This is a genomic window from Desulfovibrio inopinatus DSM 10711, from assembly GCF_000429305.1.
GTDB lineage: Bacteria > Desulfobacterota > Desulfovibrionia > Desulfovibrionales > Desulfovibrionaceae > Alteridesulfovibrio > Alteridesulfovibrio inopinatus.
This window is the reverse complement of the sequence record NZ_AUBP01000010.1, coordinates 95,731-119,894: the sequence shown is the minus strand read 5'-3', so window position 1 is coordinate 119,894 and position 24,164 is coordinate 95,731. Positions and strand designations below refer to the sequence as shown.

The 24,164-nt window shown below is 49.8% G+C and carries 18 protein-coding genes; 3 read left to right on the top strand and 15 right to left on the bottom strand.

What is annotated here, in order from left to right; all coding sequences use genetic code 11:
- From G451_RS0109235 to glgP, 9 genes are all read right to left on the bottom strand, one after another.
- Positions 1-960, bottom strand: coding sequence for an ABC transporter permease (locus G451_RS0109235; RefSeq protein WP_027184039.1), 960 nt, complete (start codon positions 958-960; stop codon positions 1-3).
- Positions 947-2,389 (bottom strand): sugar ABC transporter ATP-binding protein, encoded by a 1,443-nt coding sequence (locus G451_RS0109230; protein WP_169727851.1) that lies wholly within the window; start codon positions 2,387-2,389, stop codon positions 947-949. Before G451_RS0109230 ends, G451_RS0109235 begins: the two co-directional genes overlap by 14 nt.
- Positions 2,390-2,456: 67 nt before the next feature.
- A complete protein-coding gene (locus G451_RS0109225) occupies positions 2,457-3,965 on the bottom strand; it encodes an FGGY-family carbohydrate kinase (RefSeq protein WP_051261318.1) in 1,509 nt (502 codons plus the stop codon).
- A 15-nt stretch (positions 3,966-3,980) separates the two neighbouring features.
- Positions 3,981-5,036 (bottom strand): galactitol-1-phosphate 5-dehydrogenase, encoded by a 1,056-nt coding sequence (locus tag G451_RS0109220; RefSeq protein ID WP_027184036.1) that lies wholly within the window; start codon positions 5,034-5,036, stop codon positions 3,981-3,983.
- A gap of 20 nt (positions 5,037-5,056) precedes the next feature.
- A complete protein-coding gene (locus G451_RS0109215; protein WP_027184035.1) occupies positions 5,057-5,902 on the bottom strand; it encodes a MurR/RpiR family transcriptional regulator in 846 nt (281 codons plus the stop codon).
- Between the two features lie 526 nt (positions 5,903-6,428).
- A complete protein-coding gene (gene ettA, locus G451_RS0109205; protein ID WP_027184033.1) occupies positions 6,429-8,111 on the bottom strand; it encodes an energy-dependent translational throttle protein EttA in 1,683 nt (560 codons plus the stop codon).
- Positions 8,112-8,233: 122 nt separating this feature from the next.
- On the bottom strand, positions 8,234-9,697 hold the full coding sequence (locus G451_RS0109200) for a 30S ribosomal protein S1 (RefSeq protein ID WP_027184032.1): 1,464 nt from the start codon (positions 9,695-9,697) through the stop codon (positions 8,234-8,236).
- A gap of 296 nt (positions 9,698-9,993) precedes the next feature.
- Positions 9,994-10,746 carry an orotidine-5'-phosphate decarboxylase gene (pyrF, locus tag G451_RS0109195; protein WP_245587795.1) on the bottom strand — a complete coding sequence of 251 codons (753 nt, stop codon included), beginning with the start codon at positions 10,744-10,746 and terminating at the stop codon, positions 9,994-9,996.
- Between the two features lie 39 nt (positions 10,747-10,785).
- Positions 10,786-13,359 carry an alpha-glucan family phosphorylase gene (gene glgP, locus G451_RS0109190; RefSeq protein ID WP_027184030.1) on the bottom strand — a complete coding sequence of 858 codons (2,574 nt, stop codon included), beginning with the start codon at positions 13,357-13,359 and terminating at the stop codon, positions 10,786-10,788.
- A gap of 263 nt (positions 13,360-13,622) precedes the next feature.
- Between glgP and dut the strand changes: the two genes are divergently transcribed.
- Together dut and G451_RS0109180 are read left to right on the top strand one after the other, a co-directional pair.
- Positions 13,623-14,099 (top strand): dUTP diphosphatase, encoded by a 477-nt coding sequence (gene dut, locus G451_RS0109185; RefSeq protein ID WP_027184029.1) that lies wholly within the window; start codon positions 13,623-13,625, stop codon positions 14,097-14,099.
- Between the two features lie 39 nt (positions 14,100-14,138).
- Positions 14,139-15,341: an aspartate aminotransferase family protein gene (locus tag G451_RS0109180; RefSeq protein ID WP_027184028.1), complete on the top strand. Its 1,203-nt coding sequence runs from the start codon at positions 14,139-14,141 to the stop codon at positions 15,339-15,341.
- A gap of 79 nt (positions 15,342-15,420) precedes the next feature.
- On the opposite strand, the gene G451_RS32550 is transcribed toward G451_RS0109180, so the two are convergent.
- From G451_RS32550 to G451_RS0109150, 6 genes are all read right to left on the bottom strand, one after another.
- Positions 15,421-18,378, bottom strand: a complete 2,958-nt coding sequence (locus G451_RS32550) for an EAL domain-containing protein (RefSeq protein WP_051261317.1) — start codon at positions 18,376-18,378, stop codon at positions 15,421-15,423.
- Between the two features lie 81 nt (positions 18,379-18,459).
- Positions 18,460-19,560, bottom strand: coding sequence for a redox-regulated ATPase YchF (gene ychF / locus G451_RS0109170; RefSeq protein ID WP_027184027.1), 1,101 nt, complete (start codon positions 19,558-19,560; stop codon positions 18,460-18,462).
- Positions 19,561-19,654: 94 nt separating this feature from the next.
- Positions 19,655-20,722 (bottom strand): GTPase ObgE, encoded by a 1,068-nt coding sequence (obgE, locus tag G451_RS0109165; RefSeq protein WP_027184026.1) that lies wholly within the window; start codon positions 20,720-20,722, stop codon positions 19,655-19,657.
- A gap of 49 nt (positions 20,723-20,771) precedes the next feature.
- Positions 20,772-21,428, bottom strand: a complete 657-nt coding sequence (locus G451_RS0109160) for a potassium channel family protein (RefSeq protein WP_027184025.1) — start codon at positions 21,426-21,428, stop codon at positions 20,772-20,774.
- Between the two features lie 18 nt (positions 21,429-21,446).
- Positions 21,447-22,814, bottom strand: coding sequence for a TrkH family potassium uptake protein (locus G451_RS0109155; RefSeq protein ID WP_027184024.1), 1,368 nt, complete (start codon positions 22,812-22,814; stop codon positions 21,447-21,449).
- Between the two features lie 61 nt (positions 22,815-22,875).
- A complete protein-coding gene (locus tag G451_RS0109150; protein ID WP_027184023.1) occupies positions 22,876-23,355 on the bottom strand; it encodes a hypothetical protein in 480 nt (159 codons plus the stop codon).
- Positions 23,356-23,758: 403 nt separating this feature from the next.
- Here G451_RS0109150 and G451_RS0109145 point away from each other — a divergent pair, with 403 nt between their 5' ends.
- Positions 23,759-24,070, top strand: coding sequence for a hypothetical protein (locus G451_RS0109145; protein WP_027184022.1), 312 nt, complete (start codon positions 23,759-23,761; stop codon positions 24,068-24,070).
- The last annotated feature ends 94 nt before the right edge of the window (positions 24,071-24,164 follow it).

The following is a 24,164-nucleotide window of genomic DNA, read 5'->3' as shown; positions in this document are numbered from 1 at the left end:
CTAATCACGCGACCGAAAGAACTGGTTCAGCATCAACGCCGCAACGATAATGCCGCCTTGCAGAATCATCTGATAATACGATGACAAACCAGCCAGGTTGAAGATGTTGGTAATAATGGCCAACAACCAGACCCCACCGAACGCACCGATGACACCTCCACTGCCCCCAGACAGGGATGCACCACCTAAAACGACGGCAGCAATCGCGTCGAGTTCCATTCCTTTGCCGGCCGTCGGTTGCCCAACGGTCAGCCAAGAGGCCAAGACAATGCCTCCAAGCGCAGACAGCACTCCAGACAACATGAAAACATAGACGGTACTCCGAGTGACACGAATCCCGGAAAGGCGGGCCGCTTCATCGTTGCCGCCTACGGCATACAGCCCCCGTCCAAACGTCGTGTATTTAAGAACAAGGGCACTGATGACTGTAATAAGGATCCACAACAATCCACTGGCCGGTAACGGACCAACAAAACCCGATCCAAGCCACTGAAACGATTCAGGCAAGTTAAAGACGGGTTTTCCGTCAGTCGTCAGCAAGGCCAAGCCTCGTGCGGCAACCATCGTCGCCAGGGTAGTGATAAATGAAGGAACGCCTCCTTTTGCACTGACAAGCCCATTGAAGCATCCCATCAGCGCGCCGGCGAGCAAACTTGCACCAATGGACACGACCAGGCCGTATCCCGAAGCCAGCAAAACGGAGACGATCATGCCGGATAAGGCCAGAACCGACCCCACGCCAAGATCGATCCCGCCGACGAGAATGACCAACGTCATCCCCACACTGACGATACCGGTGACGGAAGATTGCTGTAACAGGTTGGAAAAATTCTGAAAGGTAAAGAACTTCGGTGAAATTGTCGCAGCAATACACGCAAAAAAACCGATGAACAGTAGCAGGTTGTATTTCCGAAAAAGTTCTTTCCATGAGACGGCGTGATGGGCATTAACGGCTTTCATGACCTTCTCCGGTTATGGCGGTGTGCAAAATGTGTTTGGTCGGAAAGGGCGGCGCGAATTCGGCGACAATACGGCCTTCGTACAAAACGAGAATCCTATGGCACATGCACTCCAACTCTTCGAGTTCCGAAGAGGCAACAATGGTGGCTGTACCATGTACACCGGCAAAACCGCGTATGATGTCGTACACTTCTTCCTTGGCACCGACATCGATGCCCTGGGTCGGTTCATCAAACAATAGAATTTTCGATTGCTTCATTAACCACTTGGCGATAACCACCTTTTGCTGGTTGCCGCCGGATAAATTCCGAACTTCGGTTGTAATATCGGGTGTTTTAATGCGAAGACGCTTGGCGTAATCCCGAACAAGAGCAAATATTTTTCGAAAAAATAAAATTCCGTGAACGGAAAGATCGGGATTCGCCGCCATAGAGGCATTTTCCCATACGGGCAACCCGACAATAAGTCCCTGTGTTTTGCGCTGCTCCGGAATAAGCCCGACACCAAGTCGCATGCCGTCGACAGGGGAAGCCAAATCAGCGGGTCTCCCATCAATTTCAATCTTCCCTGCATGACGCATTGAGCCAAAGAGTGAGTGCAGAATTTCCGAGCGCCCAGAGCCAACCAAACCATACAGACCAAGAATCTCTCCATGTTTCACGGAAAAATCGACGCCTTTCAACACGGCATTGGAGAGACAGCGAGCCGTGACCTTGTCGGTCTTTTCGGGCTGCGGCAACGCGCAAGCTTGGCCTGAGCGCACATCATGGCCGATCATGAGACGAACCAACCCCTTCACATCTAAATCCTGAATCGGGCCATCATGCGCTTTTTTCCCGTCACGCAATACCGTCACGCTATCACCAACAAGAAACAGCTCTTCGAGTCGGTGCGAGATATAAATGATGGTCACTCCTTGGGCTTTCAGGTCAAAAACGACCCGAACCAGTGCCTTGAATTCTTCTTCAGACAATGTGGCCGACGGTTCGTCCATCACAACCACACGAGCATTGGCAGCCATAGCTTTACAAAGTTCGACAATTTGCTTGTGCCCCATGCTGAGACCGGCAACAGTGCGGTGCGGTGAAATGGGAACACCAAGCCCGTCTAGCAAAGCCTGGGCTCTTTCAAACATGGCCCCCCAATCCACAACACCTGGTATGCGGCAAGGGTATTGCCCCATAAAAATGTTTTCGGCGACGGTCAGGTGCTCGACCAAGGACAGTTCCTGATAAATCACGGCAATTCCGGCATTGAGCCCATCTCTGGGGCTTGTCATACGGAGCGGTGTGCCATCGAGCGAAATCGTTCCGGCGTCGGCTGAATATACTCCGGAAAGGACTTTCATCAGGGTTGATTTTCCGGCACCATTGGCACCGATCAAACAATGCACCTCTGCACGACCAACCACGAAATCAACATCATCCAAGGCTAAAACCCCTGGAAATGACTTCCTAATGCCGCGCATCTCGAGAAATGATTCCCCCGACATCCCCTCACCCCTTCTTCATGGCGTGCATAAGAGGCGCAAGCGCCTCATGCGTGGCCAGATAGCGTTCATGCGCCACATCATAGATGCGGGCTGCGCCTGCGTCCGGATTGATAACACTGCGTTTGCGGACCATAGCTTGCGCTGCAGCGTGGAAATCCGCATGTACTTCAAGACCAACCGACGCGGCCACCGCTCCCCCGAGCAAGACAGCGTCCGGATCTTGAGTCAGTACAATGGGCGTCTGACAGACATCGGCGATAATTTGGAGCCACAGAGGATTCTTCGTTGCACCACCGCACACGGTCATACTCGTCACGGTATGTCCACCCTTCGCGAAAGCAGTCAGAATTTGACGCGTTCCGTGGGCAACTGACTCAAGCACAGCCCTATACATGTGACCTCTGGTATGATGCAGATCCATTCCCCACATGGCGCCGGTCAAATCCGGATCACAAAACGGGGTACGGCTCCCTTGCCAGAAATCAAGCGCAACAAGCCCATCAGCTCCGGGTGGAATTTCAGCCGCTTCTTTGGCCAGAATTGTATACGCGTTGTCGCCCAAATCTTTGGCAAAGCAATCGCGGAACCAGCGTGTGATAGCAGCGGCCGAGGTCTGCCCACCTTCCAGCAGGCTATATCCGGGAACAACAGCATTGGGGTACGGTCCCCAAATTCCGGGAATGAAAAGCGGTTGGGCGCTCAAACCAAGATGGACAAACGACGTACCCATAATAACAGCAAGCAACCCTGGAATGACAACACCAAGTCCCAACATGCCGACATGTGCGTCGATGCCTCCCTGTACAAGCATTGGATGTCCCTCGATACCAAGGGCAAGACATGCCTGCGCAGTCAACGGTGCAATGGGTTCTCCCATTGCCAAAACCGTTTTCGGCCATTTGTCTTCATACTCGGCAAACCCGATGTCACGGAACAAATCATCGGCGAATCCACCTTCCGAGTCGGCATAGCTCCATTTACATGTCGCGTTGCACTTGGACGCAACCAACCGGCCGCATAACCGCCAATTGATCCAATCCAATGCTTCGACGATTTTATCGGCACTCTCGTACAGCGTGGGAGTGTTCCGTTTCATCCACAATGTTTTCGGCAGCATCCACTCCACCGAGGTGCCACCGCCGCTATAACGAAGAATCGAATGTTCTGTTTCATTGACAACCGCGCATTCTTTGCGCGCTCGTGTATCCATCCATAAAATCGCGTCGTCCAACGGTTCGCCATTGGCGTCGATCGGCAACACCGTCGAAGACGTTGCCCCGACACAGACGGCCACCACTTCGGAACCTGCCGGAATTTGAGCGACAACCTGACGCGAACAGGCGCAAATCGCCCGCCACCAGTCGTCAGGATGTTGTTCTGCCCATCCCGAACGAGGAAAACGCGTTTCATATCCGGTCTCGGCCATACCCAGGCGGTGACCTGCTTCATCGAAACAGGCCACACGGGCACTTTGCGTACCAAGGTCGATGCTCAAAAAGATACGTTGAGGCATTGCGCTCTCCACAGGTCAAGGCAGAAACATGATTTTATTGAAATAGAACCGCTCTTTCGCCAAATTGGCAAAAAATTCCGGTCCTTCTTCAAGGCGTAAACGGTGGCTGATGAACGAAGGATCAAAAAAAACACCCTTTTGCATCAAATCAACACTTTGGGTCCATTCGTGTCCTGGGAAGGGGTTGGAAAACGAATTCCAGCTCCCCTTGATGAGCAATTCACCACGAAGGATACGGTCAACCGCCTTTTCACTCAGTTCCAGACTATCGTGGGATATACCGAGAAAGATGATGGTGCCGTGGTTGGCTGCAGCGAGAATGGCTTGATGTTGCGCAATGGCAACCCCCGAGGCATCAAGCAATACATCGGCACCACCATTGGTGATTGTTTTGATAGCCTCGATGGGGTCTTCATTACGGCTGTTGATGACGTGAGAACATCCGGCAACTTTCGCAATATCCAATTTCTTGTCATCGACATCCACGCCGATGACAATCTTAGCGCCAAGATGACGTGCCAATTGCACCGCGAACAATCCAATGGGACCGCAGCCCATAATGACAACGGTGGAGTCTTCCGTAATGTCAGCTTTATCGAGAGCATGAACGGCGTTGGCGGCCGGGTCGACCATGGCACCTGCTTCAAAACTAACCACATCAGGTAAAGGAATCAGGTTCGCTTTGGGAACCCGAACATATTCGGCCATGGCTCCATCGGAACGGGATCCAAGGTAGTCATATTTGACACACAACGAATAGTGCCCTTTATTGCACCACTCGCATTCCATGCAGGGAATCAACGGTGCGGCAACAATGCGCTGCCCCGGAGCCACTGTATCGACATCATCCCCAACGGCAACGACAACGCCGGAAAACTCATGACCGGGAATCAGTTCAGCACGGTGCGCACCGTGTGTCAGTAACCGTGGAATGTCCGATCCGCATACACCGCAGGCTTTGACGTTGACGAGCGCCTCATTCGGTTTGATGTCCGCCAGTGGAACAGTTTCAAAACGAATGTCGCCCGGTGCATAGAGTTTGAGCGCCTTCATTGTTTCGGGGAGTTGCATGTGTCAAATTCCTTTGTTTGTTAGTATTTCAAATAGGAAGTGGCCTTGTACGCCGTTTGCAGCGCATCCAGAGCGGGTTGCCCCATTCGAATGCACATACCGATATACAATGTTTCGACAATGGCCATCTGTACAATCCGTGTCATGGCGGCATCAGTCCTGTACGTCATCTCATCGGAAACATTGGTAATAACGACGTCGGCAATCTTAGCCAGAGGAGAATCCTCCGACACCGTCAGGGCAATCACCTTCACAATCGGTTTCACTTTCTCAACCGGAATGATCAAATCTTTGCTTTCTCCGGAATGCGATATGGCAAACACCACGTCTCCAGGCAGAGGGTGTGCCAATACGGTCGCCGTCACGTGCGGATCACACATGGAACGGCAATTGGGTAACAACTTGGAAAATTTAAACGAGGCCATATCGGCAAGAGCAGCCGAAATGGCGAAGCCGAGAAAAAACACACGGCCGGCGTTGTGGAGTAAATCCAAAGCAGTTTCGAGTCTGGACGTATCAAGAAGCGACAAGTTGGCGTCAAGCGTCCGTATTGCACCATTAAAGATCTTTTGCTTCAGGGTATCCAGACTATCTTGGCCTGTAATATCCTCATATGTCCGGTAGTATGAATTTTCGGCAAGTTCCGCGGCCAAGCTCACTTTAAGATCGTTGTAACTGCTCAAGCCAAGTTGACGATAATAGCGAACAATCGTCGCCTCACTCTTGGCTCCACAGGCTTCAGCCAATTGCGAAATTGACATTTTTACAACTTTATCCGGACACTCCGTGATAAATCGGCTTATCGCTTGTTGTGTCTTTGTCATTGTCTTCAGTTTTTTGCGTATGGTCGGAATGAGCTTTGTCATAAAATTTTTTTCTTTTTTAATTGATTGATCGCTCAATTTGAAAGAAATTTTTTTCTTTCTAGAGCGAGGACTATCCTCTGTCAACAGTGAATTTTTCTTTTTATTTTTAACTATCCAAAAATAAAAAGAAAAATCATTCGCCAGTAGACATGACTTCAACGCAAAAAAGCGTCTTCAGAGAGGGAGGTTGCTTCTCTCAAACCGTTTCTCCTTTTTTGTTGGTGATGATCTTATTGAAAAAACGAGTTTTTTTTCAATAAGCAGCTTTTATTACCAAAATCATCTCACAAAAAAAATTTTTTCTTTTTGCAATTCCCTCAACAAAGAATCATCCGGCACAAGCAAATTCTCGCTCATAGATAACCACTTCAAAGCCTCAAACACGGCTAACAATTCGGGCAGGACATACTTTTAACATCGCAAACAGAAGACGTGTCGGATGAAAGCAAAAAAGGCGCACCCGCTTTTTGCAGGTGCGCCTTTGCCATATATATACTGTGGTCGTGTATGAAACGCTGAATTCAGACTAGCGTGAAAACCGGCGGTATTTTATCCGATGCGGTTGTTCAGCCTCTTTGCCCAATCGTTCTTTTTTATCCGCTTCGTATTCCGTATAGTTTCCATCAAAGAATACGGCGTGAGAATCGCCTTCAAAGTCGAGAATATGCGTGGCAATTCGGTCAAGGAACCAGCGATCGTGGCTGATGATAAGAGCACAACCGGCAAAATCCATCAGAGCATCTTCCAGAGCGCGCATCGTATTCACGTCTAAATCGTTGGTCGGTTCGTCAAGAAGAAGCACATTGGCTCCCTCTTTGAGCATGCGGGCCAGGTGAACACGGTTGCGTTCCCCACCGGACAACAAGCCAACTTTCTTTTGCTGATCCGAACCGGATAAGTTGAAACGCCCGACATACGCACGTGAATTGACTTCACGGCTGCCCAGTTTGATGGTGTCATATCCTTCACTAATGACTTCCCAAACGGTTTTATCCGCATCCAAAGTGTCACGATGTTGGTCAACAAAGGCGAGTTTGACACTGTCCCCTATGCTGATGTTGCCTGAATCCGGTTGTTCAAGCCCGGCAATCATCCGGAACAACGTCGTTTTCCCGGCCCCGTTTGGACCAATGATGCCGACAATCCCCCCGGCTGGCACCGCAAAGGTGAGGTCTTCCACAAGCAAACGATCATCGTAGCCCTTGGTCACCTTGTCGAATTCAATGACCTTCTTGCCCAAACGCGGTCCAGCTGGAATGAAAATTTCCAATTCTTTGGATTGTTTCTCGCCCTGCTCGGACAACATCGCTTCGTACTTGTTGATACGCGCTTTCGATTTGGCATGACGGCCACGTGGGCTCATCTTGATCCATTCCAATTCGCGTTCCAAAGTTTTCTGTCGTTGCGATTCGGTTTTTTCTTCGTGAGCCAGACGTTTTTTCTTCTGCTCCAACCAGGAGGAATAATTTCCTTTGTAAGGAATGCCGCGACCACGATCGAGCTCAAGAATCCAGCCGGCAACATTATCGAGAAAATATCGGTCGTGTGTAACAGCAATGATGGTACCTGGATAATTGTGGAGAAAATGTTCAAGCCAGGCGACGGATTCGGCATCAAGGTGGTTCGTTGGTTCGTCCAAAAGCAAAATATCGGGCTTTTTCAGCAACAACCGACACAAGGCAACACGACGACGTTCACCACCGGAGACCTTATCAAGTGGCATATCCGGCGGAGGACACCGAAGAGCATCCATCGCCATGTCGAGCCGGCTGTCCAGATCCCACGCATCAAGCGCATCAAGTTTCTCCTGAACCTCTGCTTGACGAGCAATGAGTGCATCCATCTCGTCAGCTTCCATGGGTTCGGCAAACTTGTTGTTGATATCTTCGAACTCTTTGAGCAAAGCCACGGTCTCGGCAGCACCTTCTTCAACAACTTCACGAACCGTCCGCGTTTCGTTGGCCAATGGCTCTTGTTCGAGATACCCAATGGTGTATCCAGGAGCGAGCACAGTCTTACCTTGAAAGTCCTTGTCCACACCGGCAAGAATTTTCAGTAATGTACTTTTCCCCGATCCGTTCAGACCGAGCACACCGATTTTGGCTCCATAGAAATACGAAAGAGAAATATCTTGAATAATTGGTTTTTTATCGAAAAACTTACTGACTTTAATCATCGAATAGATGACTTTTTTGTCGTCCGCGCTCATGACTTGGACCTCCGGTGTGGGTATGTCTGTACTTCAGGCACAGGTCTGAAACCGTAGCGGTCCCGCATCATGCGGGACCGCTACGACTCAATACAAGATGGGGAAAAACCGGCAGGCGGTGGCTACGAGTTTTTGTTGTTCAAAGCAGCTTGAAGTTTTTCTCCCAACAAACCGCCGAAACCGCCGTTCGATTCCATTCTCTGAGGTTTGGCATGGGGTTTCCAGTCGGATTTTTCGACTGTGGTCGATTCCGTTGGTGCAAGACTGATCTTGCGTTCCTCAGGTTTGACCGATTCCACACACAATTCCACACTATCACCGGGCCGGGCATTGGACAACTCTTTGGCGTTGACCGCTTCCGCAATCTTCGACTTCGGCAGCAGGCCGGTGATACCAGGTTCAAGCGAAACAAACAGCCCAAACCGTTCCATCTTTTCAACCGTACCGGTAACCGTCTGGCCAGACTTGTATTTATCGGCCACATCCAACCACGGATCGCCTTCGGCATCTTTGATGGAAAGAGAAATACGTTTTTTATCGAGATCGATATCTTTAATCAAAACGGAAACGGACTGCCCAGCGCTCAATTCATCTTCGGGCTTATGCACCCGCTTCACGTAGCTGATTTCACTGACGTGGACGAGTCCTTCAATGCCGGGAGCAATTTCGACAAACGCACCGAAATCGGCCAACCGTACGATCTTGCCCGTCGTTTTTTGGCCCACGTTGAATGTATCGCCAATGGTTTCCCACGGGTCGGCTTGCGCTTGTTTGATGGACAGGCTGATTTTCTTTCTGCCCTTGTCGCCGTCGCCAATGGACAACACTTTGACGGAAACCTGCTGTCCAACAGAAACCGCTTCAGCGGGTTCGGCAATGCGTCCCCACGACAATTCCGAAATGTGGACCATACCTTCGGTGCCGGGAATAAGTTCCACAAAAGCACCGTACGGCATAAGACGCATGACCGTTCCTTCGACCACGTCGCCTTCCTTCACATCTTCGAAAAATGCTTGAGCCTGAGCTTCGCGTTCACGTTCGAGCAGCTTGCGCCGTGAGAGCACAATATTTTTGCCCCCATTCTCGAACTTGATAATTTCGAATAAAAAGGACTCTCCCACATAGGCATCCTGATCTTCCACAAAAATGGCGTCAATCTGGCTGACCGGACAAAAAGCCCGGCGGTGGAAAACTTCTACATCAAATCCACCTTTCCGTACCGCTTTGACTTTGCCTTCAACGGGAATCTTCGCTTCAAACGCATCTTGAAGCTGATTAAGTCCACCAACTCCGGCGAGTGCTTTGGAGAGCACAAGCTCATCTTTGGTTTTCTTGACCACGAAGAGTTCGATGACGTCGCCTTCCTGGAACGGGAATTCGCCGTTTTCGTCAAGCAGCTCCTCTTTTTCGGCCATGCCGTCGAGCTTGACGCCGACATCGAAAAACACAGCCGTTTCCCCGATGGAAATAATTTTGGCTTCCACCTTGTCGCCGATGTTCAGGTCTTTGCCCGTTTCCGCCAAAGACGCCTCAAACATGGCGGCAAAGCTCTCTTCCCCGTTGGACGTGACGTTGTCTTCACCCATATGACCAATTCTCCCTTGAATGAACTGTCCGATTGCCGGACGATTTGCGGCTATGTATCGAAGCAGTGAGATTTGTCAAACGCTTTTCCTGGTCGGCACCCTATTTTTCCCCCTGTTACATCATTTTAAAGGGGAAAAAGATAAGAACGACACAAATTTGTCACATGCTCTTTCAATTGAGCTGACTCTCTCACGACTTTTTGCATTGTGTGTCGAATAAACAAGCAGGAACGTTACGTCATACGCATCTCTCTCATTGGCATGACATTCTGATCTATGGAAGACCAGATGCAAGATTATGAGGCTTTCTCGTTGTGCTCCGTCTTAATCTCTTCCAGAATATCCACAAGAGCGCAAACAGGGTCGGGAGCATGAGTTATTGGCCTTCCAATGACAAGATGATCAGCACCACGTCGAATGGCATCAGCCGGGGTACAAACGCGCTTTTGATCTCCAACGTTTCCACCAGCTGGTCGAATTCCTGGCGTCACGATGGTAAACGGTGAAGGCAACTGCGGATCGTTCCCCAATTGTGTCCGCAAGAATGCGGCTTCACGGGCCGAAGCAACGACACCCGTCAGCCCGGCTGCAATTGCTGCTCGAGCACGTACTTCAACAAGTTCGTCAACTGACAGGGTGATGCCAGATCGAGCCAAATCATCTTGAGAGAGACTCGTTAAAACCGTCACAGCAAGAACGCCGAAATCAATTTCAGCTTCAGCAGCAGCCGCAATCACAGGAAATTCACCATGAACGGTGACAAAATCCAGTTGGCGTCCGGCGAGAGCTTCCAATGCCAGACGAACGGTTTGCGGAATATCATGGAGTTTGAGGTCAAGCATGATGCGACAATCGTGATGACGCAGCATGTCGAGGACGCGATGTCCTTGGGCAAGAAAGAGTTGCAAACCGACTTTGAAAAAGCGGGTTTTATCACGTAACAGACGAACAAGATGCTCGGCTTTGTCCAGGCTGTCACAATCAAGAGCAACAATGACACGATCACGAAGAGCAATGGATGTTTCAGGCATGGAATACAAGACGGCCACGTCCGCCACGGGGACGCGGCCGTATTCAGTTACGGGTTATTAAGCAGAAGCCCAGCGAATGAGTCCCAGCGAGTGGGAATCAAGCAACAAGGGGTGGTGCGGTAAAATACGCACGGTAAAACCGAATCGACCGGCTTCATCTGGCTCGACTTTTCCTTTGAACAAATACCAGTTATCGTCACGCTTTTCCGATACGACCATCGCCGTCGTGTAACGTTGAGCAAAATTCCCAACGGAATCCAACGGTCCTGCGTAAATTTCAATCTGCACATCTTCAGGTCGTATGCCACCGAGATGGACTTCGGCCGTCACCTCAATAGGCTCACCAACATAGACATTGTCGGCTGGTTGGACGGCTTTGATATCGCGAATATCCAGTTCGCTCCACTTCATCATCATGTCCATTCGCCAAGCAGCAAGATCCTTGGCTGCCGCGTAGTCCGCTTTGACAAGATGATTATAATTTTCGAGAGCCGGAACATAGGATGAACTGGCATATTCTTCAACCATACGATGTGAGTTGAAGACCGGCCCAAGATCTTTGAGGGCATTCTTCATTTTTTTGACCCAATCACGGGGTAATCCACCGTGACTGCGCTTGTAGAACGTCGGAATCACTTCGTTTTCGAGCAGATTATACAGCGTTTGGCTTTCCACAAAGTCCTGATACGCGGTATCATCATACTCCTCACCACGACCGATTCCCCAACCGTATGCATTATCCGGTGTGCAGGCTTCAGCCCACCATCCGTCCAAGACAGACAAATTGAGTACGCCGTTGCACATGGCTTTCATACCACTGGTACCGCAGGCCTCCAGGGGACGGCGCGGGTTATTCAGCCACACGTCGCATCCTTGATACATATAGGAAGCCAGCTCCATGTCATAATCTTCAAGAAAGACCATTTTATAGCGGCATTCTGGAGTTTTGAAGAGTTGGACAAGTTGTTGAATGATTTTCTTCCCTTCATTATCGGCCGGGTGTGCTTTCCCCGCAAAAATGAACTGGATAGGACGTTCGGCATCTGCCATAATCTTGAGTAAACGTTCCTGGTCTTGCAGAAGCATGTTAGCACGTTTGTATGTGGCAAAGCGGCGAGCAAAACCGATGGTCAAAGCCTGTGGATCAAGGACATCCTCGGCAGCTTCGAGTTCTTTGCGGTTGGCTCCACGGGACAGCAATTGCTCACGCAGGCGATACCGGGCGTAATCCACAAGGCGTTCACGTAACCGCTCATGGGTACGCCAGAGTTCGGCGTCGGAGATAGCTGGAACCTGGTTGAAAACACGAGTACAATCCGGATCTTCCCGCCAGTTCGCCCCCATATATCGATCATATAATGCGGCTAAATCAGGAGCAACCCATGTCGGGACGTGAATACCGTTGGTAATGGCGCCAATGGGTACATCTTCAACGGGATACTGCGGCCAAACACGTTTCCACATATTGCGGGAAACATGTCCATGCAGCAGGCTAACACCGTTGTTGAAACGCGACAACTTCAAGGCAAGAACCGGCATGCAGAAGGGTTCGGCGTCGTTTCTTGGATCTTCACGACCAAGCCCAAGGAAAACCTTGAATGCCAGCCCGAGCTTTTGGGCATAATCCTGAAAATATGTCTGCATGAGTTCGGGCGGAAAACGGTCATTGCCCGCCGGTACAGGCGTATGCGTCGTAAATACACTCGACGACGCAACGATTTCAGACGCAGCTTCAAAGCTCAGGCCGTTTTCTTCCATGAATCGGCGGATACGTTCCAACCCGGCAAAGGCGGAGTGGCCTTCGTTCATGTGAATAACTTTGGGTTTGAACCCCAAGATTTCCAGCGCTTTGATGCCGCCAATACCAAGCAAATATTCCTGCCATATCCGCATTTCGAGATTCCCACCGTACAGACGTTCAGTAATCTGACGAAAATGCGGAGGGTTCTCGTTCATGTTCGTATCAAGCAGGTATAAGGTCACGCGTCCGACCTGGACTTGCCAGACCTGAGCCAACACTTTTTGACGGTTGAGTTCAAACTCAACAACCACGCGTCGACCATCTTTCCCGAGAGCGGGTTTCATGGGCAATTGTTCGAAATCGTAGACCGGATACCGTTCCTGTTGCCATCCATCCGGGGTCAAATATTGCCGGAAATATCCTTGTTTGTAGGCAAGCCCCATAGCGACAAGAGGAACGCACAAGTCACTGGCCGACTTCAAGTGGTCACCAGCCAAGATACCCAATCCACCGGAGTAAATCGGAAGTCCGAGACTGATACCATATTCCAAACTGAAGTAGGCAACAACCGGTTCTCCTGCTTCCCCTTCTGGAAAAGGAATGGAAACGTTCTTCTTCCCTTGGTAATCAATGAGATCTTTACGCAATTCATTTAAACGCTCAACGTAGAACTCATCGCGCGCCAACTCTTCCAAGGTTTTTTGCGGCAAGCGATTGAGAAAGGCAATGGGATTTCCATAGCATTGCTGCCACAATCCCTGGTCTACCTGGGCAAACAGTTCGAGTATGTCTTTGTTCCAGGAAAACCACAGATTGTAGGCCAAGTCCCAAAGCGGATTCAGTTCTGGGGGAAGCTTCGGGATAACGCTATAAACGCGCAACGGTTGCATAGGCTCTCCTTGACGTGGGGCCGGAAAAGTGGATGATGTTCACATCGACCAGGGGGTCACGGTACTGCGTCATGCCATTGGTCAAAGAAAATGGCAACAATGTCTTGACTTGATATGCATGATTTCCAAACTCGCGACCCTAGGTGCACGTTCAGGCTTGTCTGTTTCATGACGGCTACATGTCCGTCCGGTGAAAAAAAAGCCTCTTTAATTGTCGTTAAAACAGGTGTACAAGGCCGGCTTGTTTGTCGCAAGGAGGATTTATGTTTTCACCTGAAACAACCGGCCAGGCCGTCGTACATATCAAGCGATTACGTGACGTGCCCGACTCGTTTTTACCAAAACCGGCCACAGCCCACGCTGCAGGTGCCGACCTGCGTGCGGCACTTGATAGTGATCGCATTGTCATTGCCGCTGGTGATCGTGCCGCTGTCCCAACAGGCATTGCCATGGAAATCACCCGTCCCGGCATCGCAGGATTTGTTTTCTCGCGAAGTGGTCTGGGTGCTCGTGACGGCCTGACCGTCGCGCAAGGCGTTGGCCTGATCGACCCGGACTACCGGGGAGAAATTATTGTCTGGCTCCTCAATACATCGAATGAGCCAAGAACTGTACTTCAAGGGGATCGTATCGCCCAACTTGTTCTTTTACCCTACTTCGCCGGGCAGTATGTCGATACCGATGCTCTGTCCGATACGGACCGGGGAGCGGGCGGATTCGGGCATACCGGCTCGAAATAACGGCCCTTCACCTTTAACACATCATAACAAGGAGATGTCGTGACAAACGCCTTCGACACCCTCAAAAATCGGGATGCCGCTGCCATCATGTCCTCTTACGGACGTTATCCTTTGGCCGTATCGCGAGCCGAGGGATGCCGTCTTTTCGACCTCGAGGGCCGCGAATATCTTGATCTCCTGGCCGGTGTGGCCGTGACGTCTTTGGGCCATTGCCACCCGGAAATAGCCGATGCCCTGTGTACGCAGGCACGTATTCTCTGTCACGTGAGCAACCTGTTCTATCAGCCAGATCAAGTCCGTCTTGCCGAAGAACTGATTGCTACCTGGCAACCTGGCCGTGTCTTTTATTGCAACTCAGGAGCCGAGGCCAACGAAGGAGCCATCAAGCTTGCCCGCCGGTTTATGCGCACGGTCAAAAATCGTGATGCCTACGAAATCATCACGTTGACGGGCTCATTCCACGGCCGCACCCTGGCAACTGTGACCGCCACAGGACAGACTGCATTTCGTGAACACTTCCATCCGTTGCCTGGTGGATTCAAATCGGTCGAGGCCGGCGATATCGAAGCCATGAAGCAAGCCATTACGGAAAAAACCGCAATGGTGCTTGTTGAGATTGTGCAAGGCGAAGGTGGGGTGAATATCATGTCCGCCGACTATCTCACCGCCATCCAGAATCTGTGCCGCGAACACGACATTTTGTTCGGTGTTGACGAGATCCAGACTGGCCTCTGCCGCACTGGACGCTTTTGGGCTCATCAACATTACGGACTGCGCCCCAACATCGTGACATGCGCCAAGGCACTCGGCAATGGCTTCCCTATTGGCGCCGTGTTGGCCGATACGGAAACGTCGAATGGATTTACGCCCGGCAGCCATGCAACAACTTTTGGTGGAAGCGGATTGGCCACCGCAGCAGCGTTGAAGACGTTGGAAATCATGAAGCGCGACAAGATTGCCGAACGCGCCGAAGCTATGGGAAAAAAGACCTTAGCATTAATTGACGACGTCATGAAAAAACATCCGGACGCTATCGACAATTATCGCGGACTCGGTCTTATGATCGGTATTGAACTCAAAGTTCCGGGATTACCTGTCTGGCAAAAACTGCTTGACCGCGGCTTCGTCTGCAATTTGGCGAAGGGAAAAGTGCTCCGACTCATTCCCCCGCTTATTATTGAAGAAGACGATATTGCCCGATTCACACAAGCGCTTTCGGACATTCTTGACGAAACGGCATAAATACAATCGGCCCAAGACCACTGGCGTCCTGGGCCGTTCTATTCATTCATTGGCCAATCTGTCTTTGTCGTTCTCACACTCAGGATGAACGACGGGGGAGAAATGCCGTTGCCTCACTGGGTGGCAACGGTTTTGCGTGAAAATACCCTTGCCCAAGTCGACATCCTAAAGACTCGAGCAATGTACGCTCCGCATCATTTTCAATCCCCTCGGCAACGACATCAAGCTTAAGCACATTGGCAAGCTGAATGACCGTCCGAACGATTTCCTGATTTTCCGTCTCAGTATCGATATTACGTACAAACATTCGGTCAACCTTCAAAGCGTCAACCGGCAACCTGCGGAGATACGCGAGGGAGGAATAGCCTGTACCGAAGTCGTCAATAAGCAAGGAAAGGCCAAGGGTCTGAAGTTTCTTCAACGTTGCCGTGGCAAACTCGGCATTCTCCATGATCACACTTTCAGTAATTTCGAGTTTCAGACGACTAGAATCAATACGATACTCAGCCATGATTGACTCAATACGGCCAGCGAGATCCTCTTGCATAAACTGCTTTCCGGACAAGTTGCAGCTCACGGTAAAAAAATCAATATCCGGAGTTGTATCAAGCCACTTCCGCATTTGGGAGCAAGCTTCCTGAATAACCCACTCCCCAATGGCCAGAATCATGCCTGTTGATTCCGCCACAGGAATGAAATCAAGAGGTGAAACAATCCCTTGCTCAGGATGATTCCAACGGATGAGCGCCTCAAAACCGATTGAATTTCCCTCTGGGATTGAAAATATTGGCTGGTATAAAAGAAAAAATTCTTTGCGCTCAATGGCGCGACGCAAATCGGTCTCCAACTGCAAGCGCATTTTAGCACGCACATGCATGGTCTGATCGAAGATGCAGTTGACGCCCTTCCCCGTAATTTTGGCCTGAAACATAGCTGTGTCTGCATCACGCAGAATTTCTTCAGCACTATTATAGTGCGATACTGTATCGACAATACCGATGCAAGCTGTGATAAATATTTCATATCCATCGATTTTTGTCGGAACCTTCAGCTCGTCATGAATATGATTTGCAACGGCCAGGGCATGAGCTTTTTCGAAAACATCGGTTAGCAAAATTGCGTATTCATCACCACCAAGTCTGGCAATAACATCGTCGCCTTCCAGGCAATTCCACAATCGCAAGGAAATTCCTCGAAGCAGCCTGTCGCCGAGCGTATGACCGAGCGAGTCGTTGACGAATTTGAAATCATCAAGATCAAGAAACATGACGGCAAAGCCGCGTTTCTTTTGCTCCTTGGATGCGGCCAATGCAATTTCCAAGCGTTCAAGAAAGTAGGAACGATTCGGAAGCCCTGTCAATTCATCATGATAGGCCTGATAGCGAAGACGTTCTTCGTTCTTTTTGCGCTCCGTGATATCTTTGAAAACTACTGCAGCGCCGATAATACGATCGCCCGACAATAAGGGAGTGCAGACATATTCAACAGGAAAAATACGACCGTCTTTCCTCCAGAACCATGCCTCCGCAACATATCGCTTCTGACCATCGTTCAATACTTTGAGAATGGGACTATCACTGCGCGGATAGGGGGCACCATCAGGAAGTGAGTGATTGATGGCGTCGTGATGATCTTTCCCGATAAGTTCCTCGGCAAGATACCCAAGACTGTACTCGGCAGCGGGGTTGATAAACGTGGTTCGCCCCGTTGTATCAATGCCACAAATCCCTTCTCCCACCGCCTCAAGGATCAGGGTATTGCTCTGATTGGACGCTTCCAAAGCTTCTTCGGTTTCAGCGCGTGCCATGGCCTGAGAGAGCATATTGGCCACTGACTGCAAGAAATGAACATCGTCCTGAGTGAACTCGCGAAATGTTTTTGAAAAGACACCCAACACACCGTACGGACGCTTTTTTCCGTGAATGACAACACTGAGCCCACTCACCACATTGTGATCGTGAAGGAACGTTACATCTCGAAAACGATTATCATGAGGCAGATCGCGAATAACAACCGGCTCTTTCGTCATCAGTGTAAACCCTGGAAGAGATTCCATTCCGGCAGTAATCGTAGACTGACCGACAAGCCCGTTCTTCCACCCCACACCAGCTTTGAAGAAAAAAAGTTGTTCGTCCGGACGATATTCAAGCACCCGGGCAATATCCGCTTGCAAAACCGTTGTCAGAAGCCGACATGTTTTCTCGGTAAGTTCATCGAGATTGGATGAAGACAACGCATGAAGGCCAATCTCGGCCACAATGCCTTGTTGAAATGCCCGACTTCGGAGCCCGTCTTCATTGCGCTTTTGTTCTGTTATATCGCGGGAAAAGAGCGCCACTTTTTCAATGACACCCTCTTTTTCGAGAATAGGAGCGACCCGGTTGGCCGTAATACGGTCGCCATACGGAAACTGAAACGTCCGAATCTTGCCTTCAGTAAATACGGTACGAATGGTTTCCGTCCACGCATCAAGAAAATCACCGGAAAAAAGAGTCTCCAGTGTTTTCCCCAGAACAGAAACTTCATTCTCCCTGGCTGCCTTGGGGTTGGCCGCCTGGATGATGAGGCTCTTATCGACAAGAATAGCGACATCGGCAAACGCATCCACCAATGCCCTACTGTGTCTCTCCATATTCAATGCCGCATCTTCGGCCTGACGCATGCTGGTCAGGTCGGTAACAATGAGCACGGCCCCTTTGTATCGATTGTCACTGTCTGAAAAAGGAGTTGCCGAAATAAGCAAGAACAACTCCACTCCATCATGAGTCAGGGACGTTTCAAAACAGAGACTTTTTCCGGATAACTGACACGAAAACTGTTCTACAGCCACGTTATAAGGGATCTGCGGAAAATATTGAGCCGGCGATGTCCCAAGAAGCTGAGTGCATGGTTGGCCAAAGAGTTGGCATAACCGATCGCTTGCATAAGCGAAGAGGCCTTCTGCATTAAGAATGCCGACCCCTTCGCTCATGTACTTGGTCAAAAACCAGCACAGCTCATCTTCTTGCGGGAGAAGCTCGTCCTGCAATTTCATCATGGGGACAGTTCCAAATCTTTGCCAATGCGTGATTGACAGAAAAGACGGACGCTCATGAAGGCTCCTTTTCAAGCGTGCATATCACACATTGAATAGGAAATGAATGATATCACCATCTTTCACGATATATTCCTTGCCCTCAGAACGCAAGACTCCAGCAGCACGACATTTCGCTTCTGTACCTTGGGCAATGTAGTCGTTATACGAAATCACTTCGGCTCGAATAAATCCACGCTCGAAATCCGTATGAATAGCTGCTGCGGCACGAGGCGCTTTATCTCCAGCATTGATGGTCCAGGCACGAACCTCTTTGGGACCGACAGTGAAATAGCTGATCAATCCCAGCGCGGCATATCCGGTTCGAATAACCTTAATCAATCCAGATTCGGCAACCCCGTAAGAATCAAGATATTCTTGCTGCTCTTCATCAGAAAGCCCAAGAAGCTCTTCTTCCATTTTGGCCGAGACAACCACCACTTCGGCACCACGTTCAGCGGCAAGCTCGCGAACAGCTTTTACGTAGTCATTCTCTTCCTGCACGCCATCTTCATCGACATTGGCAAGATAAATGACCTTCTTCGCCGTGAGAAGCCCCAGCTCACGATATATTTCAGCGACATCATCATCGTCTTGCCCGGCATAGGATGAAGCGGGATGACCTTGCAGGAGATGATCGAGCAATAACTTTGCCTTCTCGTGCTTGATCTTGAATTCCTTACCCGCCTTTGACTGTTTCCCCAGGCGTTCCACCCGGTTCTCCAAGGATTGCGCATCGGCAAGGATCAGTTCTGTTTCAATGATATCGATATCGCGAACAGGGTCAACGCTGCCGTCGACATGCACAACGTCGTCATCTTCGAAGCAACGCACCACATGCAGAATAGCAGCCGTTTCCCGTATATTGGCCAAAAATTTATTGCCCAACCCTTCACCTTTACTTGCACCCTTCACGAGCCCGGCAATATCATAGAAATCGACGGTCGCCGGCAAAATCCGCTGCGGATTCGCCAAATCGGACAACGCCTGAAGGCGTGCGTCAGGAACAGGCACGACGGCTTTATTGGGTTCAATGGTGCAAAAGGGATAGTTGGCCGCTTGGGCGTTCTGTGCCTTGGTCAGGGCATTGAAAAGCGTAGACTTCCCAACGTTGGGTAAGCCGACGATACCGATGCTCAGGGCCATGGTGTCTCCTTCTCTTTGAAAAAACGAATGGGTATCTGCTTTACGAAAAATATCTTTGCATCATGGTCGACAACAACGTTCCCAACGTGTTGTTTTATACGTCAGACGACTCTTCATGTTCAACTGTATCATCAACATGTGGTTTATCTTCCTCACGCCCGTGTATGACGGCTTCCCACAATGTCTTCACTACGTCTTCTACGCCGTCTCCATATTTGGCACTCATAAAAAGAATTTCGCGTCCATCTTCACGGGCACGCTGGCGCATCGCCTCAAGAGCCTCCGGTTCAAGAAGATCTATTTTATTAATAACAGGGATTTGCTTCTTCTTCGCCAATTCAGGGTTATATGCTGCTAACTCGGCGTTGATAAGATCAAAACCGGCCCATGGCGCTTCTTCTGACACATCTTCTGCACTCAAAATATGCAGCAGTACCCGGGTGCGTTCGACGTGACGTAAAAACCGATGTCCCAATCCAACGCCTTCGTGTGCGCCTTCAACCAAGCCGGGAATGTCGGCAATAACAAAGCGATCCCCTCGATCTCCTTCAACCACACCGAGGTTCGGGGTAATAGTCGTAAAAGGATAACTGGCAATCTTTGGTTTTGCCATGGACACGGCGGAGATGAATGTGGATTTCCCGGCATTGGGAAGCCCAAGCAGGCCGACATCCGCTAAAATTTTAAGTTCAAGCCTGAAGCGCTTTTCTTCGCCTTCTTCTCCAGGCTGAGCAAAACGTGGAGCTCGCATTGTGGACGATTTGAAGTGGGTGTTCCCTTTGCCTCCTCGCCCACCCCGCGCCGCAACAAATGTCTGACCCAACTCCTTCAAATCGGCAGCCAAATGCGATTCGCCTTCTTCACCGATTTCATAGAACAGGGTGCCGACAGGAACATCCACAACGAGATCGGCTGCCTTGGCTCCAGTGCGTTGCCGCCCCATACCATATCCGCCGTTTTTGGCTTCGTAGCGCCGTTTCAGGCGCAAATCATACAAGGTCAGCAGATTATCAACAGTTCGAAAGATGACATCGCCCCCCTTGCCGCCGTCCCCGCCATCGGGACCGCCCTTGGGAATAAATTTTTCACGCCGAAACGAAACACATCCGTGTCCGCCTTTGCCCGAAACAACCATGATATTAGCTTCATCAATAAAACGCATGGCGGGCCTCCTACGCCAACCTCCGGGCTGTGGTCAAGCAAATGTCCAATCAGGAATCCAGCTTCTTCAAAACATTCTCATTCCCTACGACAATAAGCATATCACCAGCTACGAGGGACTTGTCAGCACGAGGGACGTAATGAAAATTGTGGTCTTCAGCAGATTTGACGGCAATAACCTGAACACCGTGGCGGTTTGTTAAATTGAGTTCACGCAACGACTTCCCAGCCCAATGTTCCACAAGAATTTCTCTGATGACGATATCGTCTCCATACGGGAGCATATCGACCAGACCGGGCATACTCAAACGATGCGCCAAACGTACGGCAGCGTACCGTTCCGGAAAAATAACTTCATCCACCCCAATTTTGCGCAACAACTTTTCGTGGTCGTCGCTGATCGCTTTGACCCAAACGTCTTCAACGCCGAGTTCCTTGAGATAGAGCGATATGAGTGTACTCGCCTCCAGGCTTTGGCCGACACTGACAATGACGTGATGCATGTCTGCCACACCAACTTGTTCCAAGGCTTTCTTCTCCATGCCATCAAGACGAAAAACCTGTGTCAACACATTTTGTGCACGTCGAATTTTTTCCGGGTCCATATCGAGGCCCATCACCTCATGACCCATCTCTGCCAGAGTCAAGGCAGTGTGATAACCAAACTTGCCCAACCCAATAACACACATTTGTAATTTCGATGGCATTGTGACTCCTCCTCGACTCTACCCAATGAGCATGCTTTCTTCTGGCCAGGAATAGTGGGGTTTTTCCTGGATATGTTGCATGACCGACAGAAACAGGATGGGGCCAAGGCGACCAATGAACATAAGCAGAATAACGACACTTTTTCCCACAGTCGTCAAATGCGACGTCAAGCCGGCACTCAATCCGACTGTTCCAAACGCAGACACAACTTCGAAAAGAATATCAAGAAACAGACCATGCACGGATGAATGTGGCTGACCTGCCATCTCCGTATAACATAAAGCTAAGGTTGCCCCTCCAACAATGGCAAATGCGAAAAGCAACAGCGTCAATGCTTTATTGAGAGATTCTGTGTCGACAGCAAATCGACCGATAACAGCTTGCTCACGTCCTTTAAATTTCGCTACGCTATACGCCAATAATACGCGAAACGTTGTCGTTTTGATGCCACCGGCTGTCGATCCTGGAGAGCCGCCAATAAACATCAGACAGATCATAAACAACAAAGACACATCGGTCATGCCCGCAATATCAACCGTATTGAATCCAGCAGTCCTGCAAGAGATAGACTGAAACAATGCCGTCAACAGGTTGTTTCGCTCCGGCCCAGGAGCCTCGGCATGCAGCGAGGACTCACCAAGAAAAAGAAGAGCAGCCCCAACAACAATTAACCAAAAACTCACGCGAATAACCACACGGCTATGCCCCGTCATCCCATGAAATGCCCGCACCAGTTGACGTAACGTACTACGTCGAGCTGTCCGAATCACTTCCATAATTACAGAAAAGCCGAGGCCGCCCAGAACAATGAGGCTCATGATAACGACATTGACGCCCAAATTGGCCTGGAACTGAACGAGATTGTCGGAGAACGTTGAGAACCCGGCATTACAAAATGCCGAAATCGAATGAAAAAGAGCCGTAAACAGGTCGAATTGTTGGGGAGAAAACAGGTGCAGTAAGGCCGCGCCACCAAGTTCGATGACCAGCGTAAACCCAAGCATAATCAACAGAAAACGACCAAGGTCGAATGATGGATCGTGAAGCAGAGATTGTCCTACAGCAATTTTGTCAACAAGAGACACTCGTCGTCGCCATAGATAAAAAATCAGGCTCGAATATGTCATAATTCCAAGGCCTCCGAGCTGAAACAAGGCCATAATGACGACATGTCCAGTCCTAGAATACACCGTTGCTGTATCGACAACAATGAGTCCGGTAACGCACGTTGCCGACGTCGCTGTAAACAGGGCATCAAGAAATGATACGGAGGCCCCCGGAGCTTGGCACTCCGGGTGCATTAGCAGCGCCGCTCCCAGCAGAATGGTGGCTGCAAAAAACGCTATGGGTAAAGAAAAAGGACTAATAATGCGTCTGGAGTTCATGGAACGACGCTTTACGCCTCATCATGAAAAACGTCCAGACCATGAAGCGCCCTCCAAAGGGCTATGCAACTGCTAAAAGAACACTTTTACCGCCACGGTTATCAAAATCAAACGTCTCGATCGAATTGGAATATGCAGCAAGACCGAGCCGTTTCCTCAGTGCAGAATGTCCTCCCCCGGAGCGCATACTTTCACTCTTCGGATCCGTATCAGCCGAACTTTGATAAAGTTGGTTGCGGAGCGAGGCGGCTTCTAAAAACGACTCGAAGGATTCATAACGAGACAGCCCACTTTTCTGGTTATCAGAAGAGGCGTCACCGGACAGGCCAGATTTATTTTGTTCAACACTGTTGGGAAGTTCCACATCACGCGTGGTATAATCGATACCGAACTTCCCGAGCTTCAGCCCGAAAGAACGTGTCACAACTTTGGCTTTTTGTAACGATTCTGCGGTATCTGCTTCGACCGAGCGCGTGTATGTAGGGGCCTGTTGTCGCTGATAGGCTAACAGCGCATTGGATGTGGTGATGGCATCAATCATGGACGACTCCATTTAACGCGAGGCAAAATGCGCCTTTTTGTGTACCGTCAAAACAAAAAGTATCGCCTGAGTCCGTCCTTGGAGCAGCAGATCGAACATTGGTACGAGGTGAACCATGATTGTCTTATCGACCGATATCTTCTTTTCTTAAGGCCTACACATCCAAAATCGCTCCGGTTCAAGAAACAAAACATTCCGAACTCTACCGAAAAACACCACGCTTCGTAGCATCAAACTGAATGCAGTAACGTCGTCGTTGACAAAAAAATGATAATAAACAACGAAGAATGCATGGATTCATCCTTAGAAAGTGATTCACTTTCTATTGACATCGCAGCACTTCTCATTAATGAAATGTTATCTTACTTCGTCACCTCAACACTATAGACAAAGAGATATCGTCATGACATTGGATATTCTTATCGAATCTATTATAACAGAAGGGTCTGGTCTCGTTATCGCCTCTTTTCGTGACAATTTACTTGATGCTCACTATGTTGAACATGAAACGTTGCTCAAAAAACGAGTTGCGGGCGATTTTGGTTCGCAATGGTCAGACAAATCTCTCGAAAAAGAAGATACCTGCCGTTTACTCGCCGATGTCGGTCTTGATTTTGATGGTAGCGACTATGCCGTATTTGAAGACATGAACGGAGACCGTGTCATTGTCATCAAGGACCACCGTGTCTTGCTCCACGGTGCCAATGAAGTCTAAAAATGTCATGAGACAGATTTGGAGAAAGCTCGAAGACGAAAATATGTACGTTTCATGTCCTTGTTTTCTGCTCCACGTAAATAAAGCGCGGAGA

Bases quoted from the DNA above. Each gene is read 5' to 3' on its own strand.
- G451_RS0109235 (WP_027184039.1), bottom strand. From the start codon at position 960: ATGAAAGCCGTTAATGCCCATCACGCCGTCTCATGGAAAGAACTTTTT.
- G451_RS0109225 (WP_051261318.1), bottom strand. From the start codon at position 3,965: ATGCCTCAACGTATCTTTTTGAGCATCGACCTTGGTACGCAAAGTGCC.
- G451_RS0109220 (WP_027184036.1), bottom strand. From the start codon at position 5,036: ATGCAACTCCCCGAAACAATGAAGGCGCTCAAACTCTATGCACCGGGC.
- G451_RS0109215 (WP_027184035.1), bottom strand. From the start codon at position 5,902: ATGACAAAGCTCATTCCGACCATACGCAAAAAACTGAAGACAATGACA.
- ettA (WP_027184033.1), bottom strand. From the start codon at position 8,111: ATGAGCGCGGACGACAAAAAAGTCATCTATTCGATGATTAAAGTCAGT.
- G451_RS0109200 (WP_027184032.1), bottom strand. From the start codon at position 9,697: ATGGGTGAAGACAACGTCACGTCCAACGGGGAAGAGAGCTTTGCCGCC.
- glgP (WP_027184030.1), bottom strand. From the start codon at position 13,359: ATGCAACCGTTGCGCGTTTATAGCGTTATCCCGAAGCTTCCCCCAGAA.
- dut (WP_027184029.1), top strand. From the start codon at position 13,623: ATGTTTTCACCTGAAACAACCGGCCAGGCCGTCGTACATATCAAGCGA.
- G451_RS32550 (WP_051261317.1), bottom strand. From the start codon at position 18,378: ATGATGAAATTGCAGGACGAGCTTCTCCCGCAAGAAGATGAGCTGTGC.
- ychF (WP_027184027.1), bottom strand. From the start codon at position 19,560: ATGGCCCTGAGCATCGGTATCGTCGGCTTACCCAACGTTGGGAAGTCT.
- obgE (WP_027184026.1), bottom strand. From the start codon at position 20,722: ATGCGTTTTATTGATGAAGCTAATATCATGGTTGTTTCGGGCAAAGGC.
- G451_RS0109160 (WP_027184025.1), bottom strand. From the start codon at position 21,428: ATGCCATCGAAATTACAAATGTGTGTTATTGGGTTGGGCAAGTTTGGT.
- G451_RS0109155 (WP_027184024.1), bottom strand. From the start codon at position 22,814: ATGAACTCCAGACGCATTATTAGTCCTTTTTCTTTACCCATAGCGTTT.
- G451_RS0109150 (WP_027184023.1), bottom strand. From the start codon at position 23,355: ATGATTGATGCCATCACCACATCCAATGCGCTGTTAGCCTATCAGCGA.
- G451_RS0109145 (WP_027184022.1), top strand. From the start codon at position 23,759: ATGACATTGGATATTCTTATCGAATCTATTATAACAGAAGGGTCTGGT.